The organism is Synechocystis sp. PCC 6714 (assembly GCF_000478825.2).
Taxonomy (GTDB): Bacteria; Cyanobacteriota; Cyanobacteriia; order Cyanobacteriales; family Microcystaceae; genus Synechocystis.
The window spans coordinates 2,199,517-2,217,225 of the sequence record NZ_CP007542.1; the positions used below are offsets into that span (position 1 = coordinate 2,199,517).

General features: G+C 45.9%; 9 protein-coding genes. 6 read left to right on the plus strand and 3 right to left on the minus strand.

Annotation, left to right across the window (positions count from 1 at the left end; genetic code table 11):
• Positions 1 to 27: 27 nt before the first annotated feature.
• Positions 28 to 8,724, minus strand: coding sequence for a CHAT domain-containing protein (locus tag D082_RS19045; RefSeq protein ID WP_051738801.1), 8,697 nt, complete (start codon positions 8,722 to 8,724; stop codon positions 28 to 30).
• Positions 8,725 to 9,013: 289 nt separating this feature from the next.
• Here D082_RS19045 and D082_RS10115 point away from each other — a divergent pair, with 289 nt between their 5' ends.
• From D082_RS10115 to D082_RS10125, 3 genes are all read left to right on the plus strand, one after another.
• A complete protein-coding gene (locus D082_RS10115; RefSeq protein ID WP_028947789.1) occupies positions 9,014 to 9,286 on the plus strand; it encodes a hypothetical protein in 273 nt (90 codons plus the stop codon).
• 22 nt (positions 9,287 to 9,308) lie between these two features.
• Positions 9,309 to 10,091, plus strand: a complete 783-nt coding sequence (locus tag D082_RS10120) for an ABC transporter ATP-binding protein (protein ID WP_028947788.1) — start codon at positions 9,309 to 9,311, stop codon at positions 10,089 to 10,091.
• Between the two features lie 148 nt (positions 10,092 to 10,239).
• Positions 10,240 to 11,643 carry an MlaD family protein gene (locus tag D082_RS10125; protein ID WP_051738803.1) on the plus strand — a complete coding sequence of 468 codons (1,404 nt, stop codon included), beginning with the start codon at positions 10,240 to 10,242 and terminating at the stop codon, positions 11,641 to 11,643.
• 194 nt (positions 11,644 to 11,837) lie between these two features.
• On the opposite strand, the gene D082_RS10130 is transcribed toward D082_RS10125, so the two are convergent.
• Positions 11,838 to 13,370, minus strand: a complete 1,533-nt coding sequence (locus tag D082_RS10130; protein WP_238546685.1) for a diguanylate cyclase domain-containing protein — start codon at positions 13,368 to 13,370, stop codon at positions 11,838 to 11,840.
• A gap of 9 nt (positions 13,371 to 13,379) precedes the next feature.
• On the opposite strand from D082_RS10130, the gene D082_RS18700 reads away from it, so the two are divergent.
• Positions 13,380 to 13,658, plus strand: coding sequence for a hypothetical protein (locus D082_RS18700; RefSeq protein WP_162472467.1), 279 nt, complete (start codon positions 13,380 to 13,382; stop codon positions 13,656 to 13,658).
• A 77-nt stretch (positions 13,659 to 13,735) separates the two neighbouring features.
• On the opposite strand, the gene D082_RS10135 is transcribed toward D082_RS18700, so the two are convergent.
• Positions 13,736 to 14,452 carry a Crp/Fnr family transcriptional regulator gene (locus D082_RS10135; RefSeq protein WP_028947786.1) on the minus strand — a complete coding sequence of 239 codons (717 nt, stop codon included), beginning with the start codon at positions 14,450 to 14,452 and terminating at the stop codon, positions 13,736 to 13,738.
• A gap of 890 nt (positions 14,453 to 15,342) precedes the next feature.
• Between D082_RS10135 and D082_RS10140 the strand changes: the two genes are divergently transcribed.
• Both D082_RS10140 and D082_RS10145 read left to right on the plus strand, forming a co-directional pair.
• Complete coding sequence (locus D082_RS10140; protein WP_028947785.1) at positions 15,343 to 17,070, plus strand: ATP-binding protein; 1,728 nt, start codon at positions 15,343 to 15,345, stop codon at positions 17,068 to 17,070.
• 123 nt (positions 17,071 to 17,193) lie between these two features.
• Complete coding sequence (locus D082_RS10145; RefSeq protein WP_028947784.1) at positions 17,194 to 17,709, plus strand: GNAT family N-acetyltransferase; 516 nt, start codon at positions 17,194 to 17,196, stop codon at positions 17,707 to 17,709.

Below are 17,709 nucleotides of genomic sequence, written 5' to 3' on the forward strand. Positions count from 1 at the left end.
TTAAATGGGGCTCGAAAAGACGGACAATTACCACGGGCTACCCACTAAAGTAAAACCACTCCAGAAGTAAGGATGACTCAATTCATGGGTGGCTAACTGTTCTTGAAGTTTGATTGGTAATTCCGCCAGGGAAATAGTTATTCCATTCCCCAAGATTAAATTTCCGTCTTCCACTCGGATTTCTCGATTCAGCAGACTGAGTTGAGCCTGTTGTAGAGCCTTAGCTTTAATGGGAGACCCCTGCAAATGGTTATAGAAACTACTCATCAGCGCAAAGGTCCCTTCGTCACTAACAAACCAAAGGCTACCAATCGCCGTTTTAACTCCGGTTTTTACCGCCAATCCAGCAAAGCCCAATTCCGCGTCAAAGTCCCCCACGGCTGTGCGACAGGCTGATAGCACCATTAAGTCGATGGGCTTGTCCAAACCAACATTGGCAAATTGGTCTAAATTCAAAGACCTATCACTGAAAACCACAAAGGAATTGTTACGATTACCAGGCAAGAATTCCCCATGGGTAGCTAGGTGCACCAGTCGATATTCGTTGGTAGCAAGGGACTGCACAAAATTATCTACAGTAAATTGCTCGTTCAAGAAAGCACTGCCCCGCCAGAGTTGACTAGTGATGGTATCCACTTCTACCGCCGCCGCCGGCAGTGGACTTTGGTTTGCAAATCTCTCTGCTCCCATGGCCAATATCTGGGCTCCAGTTAATGGTGCATACTCCCGGTTAGTTAAAGCCAAACTAGGCATTAACCCCACGCTATAGTCCTCAATCAAATACCGCCCCAACTGGCGATCGTACATAGTTGCCATCGGCAGAGACCGCAGACCCCGGTCGAGAACAAAACTAATATGTTGAACTTTGCGTTGCTCCAAAATTGACTTAATAGGTCTAATCAACCAGTCATATAGCTGGGAAGCTTGAATTTGATAGTCATCACTCTGACTGACAGCCGTTAAATTGCGGTGTAACAACTCCGTCTGGCGCACCACTTCCCGACGAGTAATGTTCAGGGGAATAGGTTTGGCAATGCCATCCGCTGTCACTACCACAATCACCAATTGATCATCTCCTTGGGGATCATTATTGGGGGGAATAATCAATTGTTCCGTCGAAGCAATCTGCCATTCATGTAACTTCTGGGCGATCGCCACTGGGGGAATAACTTCTCCATCTAAAAAGGAAAATTGCCATTCCGGCACACTTTCTTCCGCTTTACCTGGGGGATAGAAGTAAATATAAACCAGTGATGACTTAACCCCCGTTTGGGCATCAAGATCCTGGAGGGCTTGTTGGACATTCACTGGTTCAACAATTACGTCAATGTCTAGGTAATTGATGAATTCAGAGGCGATCGTCTCCTCCACATTATCGAACAGTTGTTGCTCGAGGGTGAGCTGATCAAAAGGCAAACTTTGACCGACGGTAAGCTCAGAAGATTGATTTTGCTGGGTTAGATTTGTTTCAAGAGTAAAACGGGCTAACTCCTCCATTTGCAAATTGGGGGTATTGAGGTTAGTGGATCTTTCTACGTCGAAGAAAATCGGCCGTCCATCATCCCTGTCATCGACATCTGGAGGAACGGGTCTTTCCGGCTCGGGTTCAGGTTCCGGCTCGGGTTCAGGTTCCGGCTCGGGTTCAGGTTCCGGCTCGGGTTCAGGTTCCGGCTCGGGTTCAGGTTCCGGCTCGGGTTCAGGTTCCGGCTCGGGTTCAGGTTCCGGCTCGGGTTCAGGTTCCGGCTCGGGTTCAGGTTCCGGCTCGGGTTCAGGTTCCGGCTCGGGTTCAGGTTCCGGCTCGGGTTCAGGTTCCGGCTCGGGTTCAGGTTCCGGCTCGGGTTCAGGTTCCGGCTCGGGTTCAGGTTCCGGCTCGGGTTCAGGTTCCGGCTCGGGTTCAGGTTCCGGCTCGGGTTCAGGTTCCGGCTCGGGTTCAGGTTCCGGCTCGGGTTCAGGTTCCGGCTCGGGTTCAGGTTCCGGCTCGGGTTCAGGTTCCGGCTCGGGTTCAGGTTCCGGCTCAGGTTCAGGTTCCGGCTCGGGTTCAGGTTCCGGCTCAGGTTCAGGTTCCGGCTCGGGTTCAGGTTCCGGCTCGGGTTCAGGTTCCGGCTCGGGTTCAGGTTCCGGCTCGGGTTCAGGTTCCGGCTCGGGTTCAGGTTCCGGCTCGGGTTCAGGTTCCGGCTCGGGTTCAGGTTCCGGCTCGGGTTCAGGTTCCGGCTCGGGTTCAGGTTCCGGCTCGGGTTCAGGTTCCGGCTCGGGTTCAGGTTCCGGCTCGGGTTCAGGTTCCGGCTCGGGTTCAGGTTCCGGCTCGGGTTCAGGTTCCGGCTCGGGTTCAGGTTCCGGCTCGGGTTCAGGTTCCGGCTCGGGTTCAGGTTCCGGCTCGGGTTCAGGTTCCGGCTCGGGTTCAGGTTCCGGCTCAGGTTCAGGTTCCGGCTCGGGTTCAGGTTCCGGCTCAGATGGGAGATCTCCAATGGCAATAGTAATATCGCCGTCAACAGTGGTTTCGAAAAAAGACGTACCGATACTGATTGTATTGTCCGTGCCGGTGGTCAACGTTCCGGCCGTACCATTAACACTGGCATCTCCCACAATGAATGGTGCTGTGTCACTACCAACTTGGATAAAAATTTGTCCACGACCATCGCCAAAGGTTGTAATTACGGGACCAAGTTGAGAAGCAGTGGAAATACTTGCATTATTAAAGTCATCAATGATGCCCAGTGCACGGAAGGTATTGCCTGCAACGATTTTGACATTACCGCCAAATCCATTTAATCCCTCGGCATTGATGAATTTGACTGTAATATTTTTACCGGCCGTTAGAGTAACATCGCCGCCATTATCTCCCGTTACGACAATATCTTCTGTTGTGATACTTCCCGACACGGCTTCTAGATTTACATTTCCTCCAAAACTATTTAGGGCTGTTGCTTCTGTAGAAATCGAGCCCGTCTGAATACTACCACCGGCTTTTAGAGATATTTCACCGCCAGCTGCGGATGCAAAAGTGTTAATTTCTTCCGTTGTAATGTTCCCCGTTGTGGAGCTTAAAGTGACATTGCCGGCATTTTGATTAGACCCAAAGGCCTCTATGGCTTTTGTGGTAATGTTACCCGCAGAATTGATGGTTACATTACCTCCGGATCCCCCGACCCCAAGTGAATAGGCGCCTATTGTATTTGTTGCTTCAATACTGCCTCCAAAGGAAGTAATGTTGATGTCTCCGGCAAATGCATTGGCACTCCAAGTTTCCATCTTGCCGACGCTAATATCTCCATTGGCTGTTAAGTCTATGATCCCTCCGTCAAATCCCCCAGTAGCAGAATAAGCTTCTATTCCCCCCATTGTGATGTTGCCCACAGCACTAAGGCTCACATTACCTACTGCAGCGCCAATTGCAATCGTGCTTATTTGCCCTGGGAAGGTGATGTTGCCCGCAGAATTCAGTGTTACGTCCCCCCCAGCCCCAGAGCCCCCCACTAGCGAGTTGGCGTCTATATTCCCTGTTACAGCAATATCGCCGGAAAGGGAAGTTATGGTCACGTCCCCAGCAGATGTATTGGTGGTGGTGGTGTTAGAAGTCCGGGTGGAAATACTATCCACCTGAACATTGTCTCCCATAATGTTGACTTCCCCACCAGAACCAGTGAATCCTTGGGAATCGATGGAGCTAACGATAATACCCTGACCAGCTGTTAGTTCAACTTTACCGCCAATATTGCCTTTAGTTAAAATATCCCCTATGTCTGCACTGTCCTTGGCATCAATCAAAACAATGCCAGATGTCCCCCCTGTCTCTGTATCCAAAGCGGAGGCATTTACATCCCCTGCCACCACTTTACCCGCAGAATTTAGCGTTACGTTACCTCCAAATCCAGATGGAGCAAACTGTGCAGTGGCATCTATTTCCCCTACTGTAATGTCGCCGGCAAAGGAAGTGATGCTCACATCCCCAGCGGATGTAATTTCAGTGGTGGAATTGGACGTCAGAGTGGAGATGCTATCTACCTCAACACTTTCACCCAAAATGGTGACCTTACCACCGGAGCCGACGTTCCCCTCGGTGTCGATGATACTCACAGCAACAGCTTGACCGGCTTGCAAATTGACATTGCCGCCATTGTTCCCGTCGGTCAAAATTTCCTGTACGTTGATGGTGCCCCCAGCATCGATGAAGACGCTCCCTCCCGTGCTCTCAGATCCCGTAATAGCGGCCGAGGTATCTATCTGCCTCACCACAACTGAACCCGCAGAGTTTAGTGTTACATTACCCCCAGATTTACCAAATTCAAATGTGTCTATAACATCCATGGAAATGTTAGCGGATTTTACAACTTCCAGATTCCCGCCACGGGTCCTAATATCCCCCATGGCAATTTCATTTCCTGCCTCCAGAGTTATATTGACAGTTGCTTCTTCAGGTTGTAGGGATAACAAAGATGGACTGGTAATATTTTGTCCGGCAATGATTTTGAAGTCTCTATTGATCGAGATCTTATCGGTGAAGATTATCGATTCATTGATACTTTCTAGAGTTATTGGTTGAAGCTGTCCACTAAATGCCCCACTAAAAAGTTGGCTGCCCTGGGTGGTTATGTCATCGCCAACGTATATGCCTAAAGCCTTAGCTTCCAAGCTTCTGAGTGGAATAATATCCCCCAATTTTTTATTAAAATAAATATTGTCGGCCTCAATAATTAAGGCAAATTCACCGTTAATGGAGTCATCAAAAGTAATATCGTTGCCTAGAATATTAAAAGTTGCGTTGGCATCCAGTTCAATTCTATTTTCAATAGTTAGCTTGGTGGGTGATGTGATTAATATATTTCCAGTATTATTGATGGATGTATTAGCTAAGGTAATGAATCCTGTGCCTAGGGAAATTGGCGAAACCGGTGAAGTAATTTCTACTGTGGGGGAATCAAAAGTGAGGTTGCCACCGTCGCCATTCTTTGCTTGGGCATCAATCGAACCAACCGTAATTCCTTGACTAGCTTTTAAGTTTATATCGCCTGCTTTAAAACCACCTTTTGTATCTATGTCGCCAATGGCGATATTCCCTTCTCCAGTTATATCAATTCGTCCCCCTGCACTAGCGTTGTTGTCAAAGGTTCCAGAGGAAAAGAGATCTCCAGTTTGTATATCTCCAATAGCCTGAAGATTAATAGAACCGGCGGTAGTTTCCCCTGCTGTATTTATGGTTTCGGTATCAATAGTGCCATCGGCAATTAGGTTAACGCTCCCTCCACTAAGCCCAGGATCTGTGGAGCGCCCAGAAGATAAATTTTTAGTTGTTATATTTTCCCCAGCGCTGAGATTAATTTGCCCACTGCTAAATTTTCCGACGGTGGTTATGTCCCCTGTCTCGATGGTCCCATCTGCAACTATGTCAACATTGCCTCCATTGGTGCCGACGGGAGTTTCTAGAAGACTAAAGGTTTTTAAATCTCCAGTTGTTACACTCCCACTGGATTGGAGATTAATATAACCTCCCGAAAATCCACCCATTGTGTCTATGAAACCGGTATTGATATTGCCGTCCGCAATGATGTCAATACTGCCTCCATTGCTACCCAAAACCAAAAAAGAACCAAAAGCAGTTATGTCTCCTGTTGTTACGTTGGCGCTGGATTCAAAATTGATAGAACCTCCGCCAGAGCCAGCTAGGGTGTCGATGGAACCAGTAATGATATCGCCTTGGCTGTTAACCACCACGTCCCCGCCAAAACCGCCAGGATCCTCTGTTCCTTTCGTGTTTATATTTCCTATGTCAACGACACCATCGGCAGTAATAAAGATATCTCCCCCCTGCACACCAGATGTCTCGACATCCCCGTCAATAAAGACATCAACCCCTGCATTAATATCAACTAATCTGCCGCTGGTTAAAATACGCGTTCCTGTTACTGTGCCCCCATCTGCCCGAAAACTTCCCTTTGTGGTTGTTACTATTACCTTGCCAGTCTCATTTGCTTTACCAGTTTTTAAGGAAACAACATCAATATCTCCCTCTGCTGTAAGTTTGATATCACCACTACTTGCGACGCTATTCGTATTGATTGAATCTGTGGTGATCTTTCCCTGGCTTTCAATTAAAACATCTCCACCAAAACCTTCATTTCCTGAACCATCATCAAATCCACCGGTATTTATAGTTCCAGTGGTTGTGTCGCTTCCCGATACGATGGTTACACCTCCCCCATTTACTCCACTAGTATCTATTAAACCAGTTCTAGTTATGCCTGAAGAAGTAATGTTTACTAGTCCACCATTTCCAATGCCTTGACCGTTAGAAAATATATCTTGAATATCTATGTTGCCTAGGGAAGAAAGTATATTTATATTTCCACCGTTACCATTGGAACCTCCTGTAGATAAACTATTAAGCTCAATACTACCCAAGGCGTTAATGGTTATATCTCCACCATCAATACCATAAGTATCTATCGCACCTAATGTGATCGCTGAGTTGGAAAATATATCAACTTTACCGCCAGTAAAATTCTCGCCGAAAGCGCTTAAGAATCCTGAAGAAATTATGTCATCTCCCGACTTAAGGGTAATGTTACCACCGCTTTGAAAGCTAGATGCATTTATATTATTTAAAATAATCTCACCCACTGCCTGGATGTCAACATTGCCTCCCTTAATACCTCCGCTCCCCAATGCTGAAACGGAAATATCACCAACCTGGATATTGCCTCCTGATTTTAAATTCACATCTCCACCATTACCATCAGGAAATTCAGATAATATTCTGGATGTTGATATGTCCCCTTCTGCAATGATGTTGATTGGACTACCAAGACCAGAAAATATATCAAATGTTGAAATACTACCAGTGTTGCTAACCAACTCTAGTGGATTAGCCTGGGTAAAAATGTCATTTCTAAAAACTTGATCTCCCTGTGTAGTTATCTTATTGCTAAGAAAAATATTTACCGCTTTAACATCAAGACTTGCTAGTGAATTGACATTTCCAGCTCCGTTGTTGAAGTAGACCGAGCCCGCCTCAATATCAACTAAAAGGTCAAAATTGCCATTTACAGACTCCCCAAAAGTGATGTCATATCCCGAAACCCTGAACGTTGTATCGGCGTTAAGCTCAACGTTGTTTTCAAAATTTAAGCCAGTAGATGAAGATGTGACTAATGTTTTTCCAGTATCAATAGGCCCTGTATTAGCAAAAATAATTGAGCCAGTTCCTAAAGAAAAAAGGGCATCGATAGTGGTCGTGGGAGAATCGAAAGTGAGATTACCAGGGGCTGACGGATCTGCACTAAAATTTGACTGAACGGCAATGGATTCATCTGCTTGAAGGATGACATTACCAGTGTCCAAGGCGGTTGTAATTGTGAATACAGAAACAAGCTTTGGTTCAGCAAAGAAATCATCAGTAGTTCCGACAATTATTTCTAGGGGATCTAGCAACCAAGTACCTAGTTCCCCCATAGTCGCCAAGGTATTTACCCTGGCAGTTTCATCAACCATCAAATTCTTAGCGCCGGAGGTTTCTACAAAACCCCCATCACCACCCAACAATCCCCCTCGAGCATTGATAGTGCCCCCAAAACGAGCAGAATCATCGGCCCAAACGATAACTGTTCCTCCATCCCCTGCGCCTAGGGCATCGGCGTTTATTGTCGATCCGGCATCTACAAGGGTTTGAGTTGCGCCAGGCAGATTGGGTTGGCCCTGAAAATCACCACCAATACGGACTGTACCGCCGCCGCCATTGCCTAAAACATCCACCGTAGCCCCTTGCACTGCAACCCGATCGCCGGCGATCGCCACTTGGCCACCGGAGGAAATATTAGTGCTTTTACCACTGGCATCAACATTGCCCGATACGGTGACAGAACCCGGTAATGAAGAAATCGTTGTATTTGTACTTGTGTTAATTACACTGCCATCGGGTTGCACCGCTAAACCTAGATCGAGATTTTGTGCTCCCCGGGTCAACAGGGTCGGTAGATCCAGCACCGAAAAAGAACCATTTTTGCCAATCTGGGGAGAAACTTCCACCTCCAAACTCAGTAGACTGCCGACTTGGGAAATGCGGATACGATTTTGCCCTGGCACGGCGGCCACGGTGATACTTCCCCCCGGTGCTGACAATGAACCAGTGTTGACAACGGTACTTCCCAAAAAGGTGAGACTTTTACCTTCCGTGACTGATAAATCCCCAGCATTAATGATCAGCCCAGGGTTAGCCAAATCAAAGGCAAATTGGCTTGGATTGCCTATCAATGAACTGTAATCATTGTCAGAAAAAGCCTGGAACCATTGGTCATTACCAAAACCGATCGCCGAGCCGGTGGTGACGACAAAATCTCCCGGTACATTGATGCTGGCATTGGGACCAAAAATCATCCCCGCTGGGTTCATCAAAAAGAGATTGGAATTGCCCCCGGTAACTTGGATGAGACCGTTAATAATCGACGCATCCCCCCCCACAATTCGGGTGAGAATGTTACGAATATCGGGATTAGAAAGGAAATTGGCAATTTGTCCTTGGTCTAGCCCAAACTGTTGCAAACTGTGGAATAAATTCTTCCCATCGCCCGACAAACTGCCCCCACCAATGTTGAATTGATTTCCCTGGCTATCAACTGTTGTGCCAGTGCCGTCCGCAGCTGGGGTGATGTTCTGGGCCAAGACATTGGAGGGAAAACCAGGCAAACAAGCCAGTAAAGCTAGGCAAAAGAGGCGGAAACTGCGGTGCAACACAACTATCAGGAGCTAAATTAACAACATTTCCACCACAAAGCCCAGGGACAGGGACTTTTTGGCCAGTCCATTATAGCGGCCACCCAGGTGGAGTTGGCCATGGAAAAGAATGAATTATTTTAGTACTTTAGATAGTTCTTTGCTTCCTAGACTGTTAAATTTAACTCAGAAAAGCAAAAAGTGTTTTATTTGAGCATCCTTTTTCGGGAAACTGGTTAAGATGTGGAAGGGAAAATTCCCCCAGATATGGTTCTAGATTGCTCTTGGAGTACTATTCGCAGGCATTGTTATGGAAAATATTATCAATAATGTGGAAGAGTATCTGTTATCGAGGGAAGAACGGATCCTCCAGGTGCGTAATTTAGTGGAAACCCTACGGGCCGCTGAAGAAATTGCCAAGCAGGGCTACTTAATTACCAGTTCAGAGTTGGCAGATTTAATGGATATTAACCCCAGTGCTGTCACTAGCCGGGGAGATCATTGGTCTTGGCGCAATTGGGTGGTGTCTCGGGTGAGAAGGGAGGGGAACCAAATTCTCTGGCAGTTGGAGCGGGTGGATTAGGGTTTGGGCCGGATTATTCAATATGACAGAACCCCTCATTCAACTTCGGGGCATTAGTAAGTCCTTTGGCGATCGCCAAATTTTGGACAATGTGAACTTGGATTTATATCCAGGGGAAGCATTGGTGGTGATTGGGCCCTCCGGCACAGGAAAGTCCACTATCTTGCGGATTATTGCTGGACTATTGTCACCGGACAGTGGGGAAGTGATTATTAAAGCCCAACCCCGGCGGGGCCTTGTGGAAGACGACAATGAACGCATCCGCATCGCCCTAGTGTTCCAACAATCAGCCCTATTTGATTCCCTCACTGTGGCGGAAAATGTCGGCTTTTTTCTACTGGAGCATTCTTCCCTGTCCAAGGAAATAATTCGGGAGCAGGTGGCCCAAAAACTGGCTCTGGTGGGTTTAACCGGCATTGAGGATTATTATCCAGCCCAACTATCGGGGGGTATGCGTAAACGAGTTAGCTTTGCCCGGGCCATTATGTCCAATCCCCATCAACCGGAGGATAACCCGGAGGTGATTTTGTACGATGAACCCACCGCCGGTTTAGATCCCATCGCCTCCACGGTGATTGAGGACTTAGTGCGACGGTTACAAAGATCCCCGGAGGGTTGTGGCACCTATATTATGGTGAGTCATCAAGAAAGTACCATTCGTCGGACAGCGGATCGGGTGGTCTTGCTCTACGACGGTAGAATTCAATGGCAGGGGTCAGTCAAAGCCATCGACGAAACTGATAATCCTTTGGTGCGCCAATTCTTTGAGGCCAAGGTGGATGGCCCCATCCGAATTTTGGATTAGCCAACACGGGGGTAAGATGGGGGAACCCTTTGCCCTCCTGAGGTTTCCTAGGAATAGAAGGCGAGGGTGAGCGAACTTTTACCATTGTTACCATTGGTAGAAAGCTACGCGGATCGCCCTGTTTTTTCGGATCTATTTAGACATCGTTATGCTCAGACCCCGCACCATCAAAGAAGGCTCCGTTGGTCTGTTTGCCCTATTGGGGCTATTTATCATTGGTGGCATAGCATTGTGGCTAAGGGGGGGCGGCTTTGGCAATCCAGGCTATCAAGTTTTGGTGAGGTTCACCGATGCCAGTGGACTCCAGGTGGGGGGACCTGTGCGTTATCGAGGGGTGCCAGTGGGGCGTGTGGCCAAGCTCATCCCAGGTAGTAATGGAATTTTAGCCCAGCTAGAAATTAGTTCCACTCAGTTACGCATTCCCGCTGATGTGCAAGTGGAAATTAGTCGTTACGGCTTGCTGGGGGAAGCGGCCATTGAGATGATTCCCGATCGCCAATTGTCTGAAGCCGCTTTAGCTATTGATCCCCTCAGTGCAGACTGTACCGAAAGCGGTAAAATCCTCTGCAATGGAGATGAGTTGGTGGGACAATCTGGTAGTCAATTGACCAATAGCGTTGCCCGTTTGGCCCAGGCCTACAGTGATCCCCAGTTCGTGGCCGATATCAATGCCACCGTCAAAAGTGCCAACCTGGCCGCCGCCCGCATTGCCACCATGAGCGAGGAAATTACCGCCCTCAGCAAAACCGCTAATCAACAGGTGCGAGGCTTTGGCCGTACCTCTGAGGCGATCGCCAACGCCGCTGACAACGCTTCTTTGCTGACCAGCCGGGTCAACCAAGTGGTGCTGACCAACCAAGACCACATCAATCGCACCATTGAAGAAGCTTCCCTCTTAATGGTTAACCTCAATCAACTGGTGGGGGAAAATCGAGCCCAGGTGAACCTAACTCTGAAAAGTATTGAAACCACTAACCAAGACCTCCAGGCGATCGGCCGGGAAATCAATACTGCGGTGGCCACTATCAACCATGGGCTAGCGGCGATCGACACCCAAAAACTAACCAGAGACCTGGCTCTGTTGATGGAAAATGCTGCTGTCACCAGCAATAATATCCGGCAAATTTCTGCGGACCTCAGCAACCCCACCCTTTTGCTTACCCTGCAACAAACCCTGGATGCGGCTCGACTCACCTTTGAAAATGCCCAGAAAATCACCAGCGATGTGGAGCAACTGACCGGCGACCCTGCTTTCCGTGACAACCTGAGAAAATTGGTGGACGGTCTGGGGCAACTGGTTTCCTCCACCGAAAATCTTCAGGAACAGGTTTACACGGCCCACACCCTGGAACGGAGTAGTCAACAATTACGATTTCAATTGGATCATCAACAACAATTGGCTTTGTACTATCAAAGGTGGGGGGCAGTTAATCCCATGGGGACATCCCAGGGCCAATGGGGCCAATTAGCTCAACCCGCCAAAATCAAGCTTTCCCACCCCGGAGAAAGTAATTTAACAGAGAACTTTTCGGCACCAGCAGGAAAAAATTAGTTGCTAAAACCTGTGTGTACAGTCTTGATTGATCCCCTAAATCTCCTCGGGCAACACTGGAGAATTTTTGCCTAGTTTCTCCCAAAAACTTGGGAAGCTATTAAAACACACTCTTAGCTTCAGCTATTTTGTGGGTTACTGGGGTCATGGGGCCTTGGTTGATTCCAAAACGGTTTTCTATACTGTGTTTTTGACTATGTATTTTCAGCCCCAAAGTCAGAAGAGCCAGAAAGATCAAACACTGGCATGGGGTGAGACTTACCATTGGCAGAGGGCTGAATATCATCGAAAACCACAAATAACATACCGTTCTTTTTAGCTTCGTACATGGCCACGTCAGCATGGTGGACTAGGCGATCGTGGTCGGTATGGGAACCGTTGCCGATAACAATGCCCACACTGGCCGACACCGAGAGGCGATGATTATCCAGCACCATAGGTTGGGAAAAAGCATGGTGGATACGGTAAGCACAGTTTTTGGCATCGTTCACCGATTGGATCGATTTGAGAACGATTACAAATTCATCCCCACTTAGACGAGCTACCTGGTCTCCATCCCTTACACACTTTAGAAGATTTTCCGCCACTTTTATTAGAACTTTATCGCCAAAATCATGGCCAAATTGATCATTAATTCGCTTGAATTTATTTAAATCTAAAAGTAAAAGTGCAAATAATTGTTTTTGGGAATGGCAATTGCTACTGAGTAACTCTGTTAAAAAATGGGAGAGAGAGCGACGATTTGGCAAACTGGTTAAAGTATCATGACGAGAGTCATAATAAAGTTGATCGTTCATAGACTTCAATGAAGTCGTATCATTGAGTAACCAATAAAAACCAATTACTTTTCCCTGGGTATCCCGTTGTTGGCTCACTTGAATATCTACACTGATGGGGGCGATCGCCAAGGTTTGTAATTGCATCGACCAACGATAGGGAATTGACCATTTTTCCTCATCATTGACCATGGTCTTGAGTTGATTTTCAAAGATTAAAATTTGTTGTTGGGGCACATAATAAACTAATGGTTCTCCTTGCAAAACATTGACGGGAAAGTTTAGCAAACGACAAGTATTAGCATTAGCATCTTTGATTCTGCCTTGCAAATCAGTGGTCAAATAATTACCCGGTAGCCAATTTAGTTGCCAAGATGATGGCGTATGTAAAACTTGAAGTTCTGACTTTTGTCGATAAAGTCTTTTACAATTTTCCCAAAGTCTTTTTTGATCTTCCTTAAGTTCTTCTGGGCAATCAATTATCGTTAATTTATCTGGATTACCCTGATAAATACTGGTAAAAATTCCCACAGCCTTTTCCGCTCTTAAATCTTCCCTATACCCTGGAGCAAAAATTTTGGCTTCTCCCTTGTCCACAAATGGACCAAAATAGTAGGTAACACAGGGAATCATGGTATGTATTTTTACCCAGCAATTGGCATGAGATACCTGTTCAGAACCACCGTTACCATTATCAATACTGTTGGAAATATTACTTTGCACAGGGGAAAATTCCAGTAAAGAAAGATCATTTTTCCTGCCGTTAATCATTTCTGGCATAACTTGCCGAATTTCATTTTCAATGGCTAATCTTTCAGTGATGATATTTGATATATAATAGTCAGAGGAAAACTGCGAACTTTTCTCCCCTCTAGTTTTATGGCGGTTGGGGATTTTACTCAGGATTCTGGCTTTTAGCTCCAGACGGAAATAGGGAATGGACAAAGCCATGGCAAAAGGATGATTCTGGGGAAATTCAAGCAAGAACTGGTCGATTTCTTCATCGACAATCATCAGAGTTTCGTTGACAAGATAGTGGGGCACCCTATTGAACCGCCAGAATATGGTATAAATACATCAAAAATCGCACCTAAAGCTACCTTCATTCCTAAAAATTTGTCCTACCTCGCAAAACCCATTGCCCAAAAATCAAACAAAATAAAAACTAAAGACCGTTTATATTTGCATCCTCAAGTTTTAAAAAACTACTCTGACACTCTTTCAGTGGCACAGCAATAGAACTAAAATTTATTTCTATCCACTCCCCATTCCAAGGTACACAAAATATCATTTTTTGTCTGTACGATTATGATCCTTTACCCCCGACGGAACCCCAGCAAACGAATATATTCATCCTGGACCAATTTATAACACTCGCAGCTAGTTTGTTTGAGAGCATCGTAGTCCAACAAAGTTATTTTTCCCCGGCGATAGGTAATCATGCCGGACTGTTGTAGAGAATTGGCCGCAATGGTTACCCCCGATCGCCTGACTCCGAGCATATTAGCCACAAATTCCTGGGTGAGGGGAATTTCATCTGCCTGGACACAATCATGGACAGACATTAACCAGCGGGCCAAACGCTCTTCAATTTTATGCTGGCGGTTACAGGCTGCGCTTTGGGAAACCTGAGTTAGTCTGGCTTGGGTATAGAGCAACAAAATTCTTTGGGTAGGGGGAGACTGCTGAAACTCCCGGAGTAGAATTTCTGCACTCAGTTTCCATGTTTCTCCCGACACCTGGACGATCACCCGACTAATATTTTGCTTTCCCCCCAAAATAATTGGCAATCCCACCATGCCTTCATTGCCAATCAAACCAATTTCTGTGGTGGAGCCATCTTCCATAATTGAAACAACCGAGATCATGGCCGTGTTGGGAAAATAAGCAAAATCCATTACCTCATTGGGTTCGTAGAGTACTGTTCCGCTCTTATAGGAAACTTTTTGCAGATGGGGAGCTAAACGTTCATAACTTTCAACGGGTAGAAGTCCTAATAACTGGTTGAGTTTTAGGGGACGGTTTTGGTTCATTGGGAACGGACTTTTGGGAAAAATAAGTGCCTTTAATTACTTAAGAACACAAGTAGTTTAATTCTAATTTGAATTGATGAATTTTGGCGGTTTTGCTGAACAGAGTAATGGGGGCTTAGATCACCAGAGATTCCAAAAACGACTGTGAGCCTGTTCTGCACTGAAGTTAAGCTAGATCTCAATTACTAAAAATTATTGTGGAAATTTTACTTAAAACAGTGATTATTCGCCTGGGAAAGGACCAAAACTGCCTCCGACAAAAAAATGCAGCATCAAGACAGAGCACTAGTTCCATAAGCAGACGTGACGATCAAACTCATTTTCATAACTAAAAGTATATCTTCATAACTATTCTTTCATCTGTACGAAATATGACTTTAGGGAAAATTATTTAGAATAAAAATATTTTTTAAGAGTAAATGAAGCCTCTATTTTCGTTGATAATAATAGCTTTTGCGCTATGATTTAAACAAACAATAATTCTATTTTGTGAGTTTTGTGGTCTTCTATTGGCCCTTCTTTTTACTCTCTCTAAACAATTTGTAAAAAAATATATGCATTTTCAATGGGTAATATCCATTCATTTTTTATTTGAATCTCTACACTTCTAGAAATCAATTTGAATCTAAATCTGACTCTTGTTGAGTGTGTTTGAATTTATAAATTGGCAAATTTAGACCACAAAAAATAAAAGCTATCTTAAAATCTGTTTGTAGAGCGTTTTATTTATTAATACAAATTTTCGATATGACTACTCCCAATGGTCCAATCGATGATTGGGATATGGGGTTCTCGTCGAGGTTAGCCCGGAACTGAAGTATGCAAAGCAAAAGATGGCCTCAGACCTGCTTTTTGCTAGATTGAAGGGGTGATTTGTGTTTTCAATACTTATGCCAGACCATGCCCTCGGCTCTGTTACCCAAGGTTCCCTTAGTAAAGGCTTGGAAGTACGTCTCCATGCGGACGTTTCCGTGGAAGAAATGCGGGTAGGAAAATTTCTAGTTATTCAAGGTCGGCGATCGCGCTTTTTTTGTTTGCTCACCGATGTTTCTTTGGGAACGGCAAATCCAAGAATTTTGGCTAATCCTCCTAACATTAACGATGATTTTTTGATTGACGTGTTGGCCGGCAGCGGGACCTACGGCACCCTAGAATTGGCCCCCATGTTGATGTTAACGGAGTCAGAAAAAGAAACTGGTTCTAGTTCAACAAAGGGAGAAAGTTCAACTGAGCAAAATAACGGTAATGGCGTTGCTTCCTACCAAGCTAACAGTAATGCGGACGTGGAATTATTACCAGTGAAGACAATTCCAGCCCATTTTAGCCAGGTTTTTGAAGCTAGTGAACGGGATTTTCGGATGGTTTTTGGCTGGGAAGATGACCCTTTTTGCCGTAATTTTGCCATTGGTGAACCGTTAGATATGGCGGTGCCAGTTTGTTTAGACTTAGACCGTTTTGTGGAACGGAGCAATGGGGTATTCGGGAAATCAGGCACTGGGAAATCTTTTTTAACTAGATTATTAATTTCCGGCATTATCCACAAACAGGCAGCGGTTAATTTGATGTTTGATATGCACTCGGAGTATGGTTGGGAGGCCATGAAGGAAGGCAAAACCGTTTCCACTGTTAAGGGTCTGCGGCAACTCTTTCCGGGAGAAGTGGAAATTTTTACCCTCGATGCAGAATCCACTAAACGGCGGGGGGTGAGGGGTGCCCAGGAACTCTATTTAAGCTTTGATCAAATTGAAATTGAAGACATTCGTTTAGTGGGTTTTGAGTTAGGCCTATCGGAAGCAGCATTGGACAATGCCAATATTTTATTTTCTGAATTTGGCTCTAGTTGGATTTCCCGTTTATTGGTGATGACTAATGAAGAAATTAAGGTTTTTTGTGAAGAAAAACAAGGACATCCCGGTTCTATTATGTCTTTGCAAAGAAAGTTAAAACGGTTGGAAAATTTAAAATACTTAAAACAAATTAGTACCCATAACTACATTGACCAACTGTTGCAATGTTTGGAAGCGGGTAAACATGTGGTAATTGAATTTGGTTCCCAATCTAATTTGCTTTCCTACATGTTGGCTACCAACATGATCACCAGACGTATCCATGGTATTTACGTTAAAAAAGCAGAAAAATTTCTCCAAACTAAACACGTTGGCGATCGCCCGAGGCAATTGGTGATCACCATTGAGGAAGCCCACCGCTTTTTGGATTCTGCCATTGTCCACCAAACTATTTTTGGCACCATTGCTAGGGAAATGCGGAAATACTTTGTCACTTTGTTGGTGGTGGACCAGCGGCCGTCTGGCATTGACAATGAGGTTATGTCCCAAATTGGCACCCGCATCACTTGTTTACTGAACGACGAAAAGGATATTGAAGCCATTTTTACTGGGGTATCAGGGGGGCAAAACTTACGTTCCGTGCTGGCCAAGCTGGATTCCAAGCAACAGGCTTTGGTGTTGGGCCATGCGGTGCCTATGCCCGTGGTAGTGCGGACCCGGGCCTACGACCAGCAGTTTTATAGTGAAATTGGTTGCAGTGATTGGGGCGAGAAAACCGATGCGGAAGTGTTGGCCGAAGCGGCGATCGCCAGGGAGGATCTAGGCTTTTAGAGATTCACCAGGGGGAAGCAATCAGAGCTTATACTTAGAATTTGAAGCCCATTGTCCACGTTGCAGTCCTGCCTAGTCTTTTTCCCTTTGTCCACCCCAGCTTGTTCTTAAACGCCCAACGGCATGGTTTTTTGGAAACGCTTTTTTAATCCTGATTCAGCTAGTTCACCATCCCTGGGCACAGCGGGGGCAGAAGAATTTCTCACCAATGACAACGATAAAGGGCGGATATTTTTCAGCACTGACCGGGAAATTGACCTCTACGAGCTAGAAGAACTCTGTGATGCAGTGGGTTGGGCCCGGCGTCCCATTCGCAAAGTCAAAAAAGCCGTAGAGTGTAGTTTCTTAGTGGTCACCATGTGGGAAATCCGGGGTAATCGGCGGCGGTTAGTGGGTTTTGCCCGGGCCACTTCCGACCATGCTTTTAATGCCACAGTTTGGGATGTGGTGGTCCACCCCAGTTTACAGAGTAAAGGTTTGGGCAAAGCTCTGATGCAATATATCATCCGCAAATTACGCCATTACGACATCAGTAATATCACCCTCTTTGCCGACCCCCAAGTGGTAGATTTTTATCGCCGTCTGGGTTTTGTGCTGGACCCGGAAGGCATTAAGGGCATGTTTTGGTATCCGGATTAG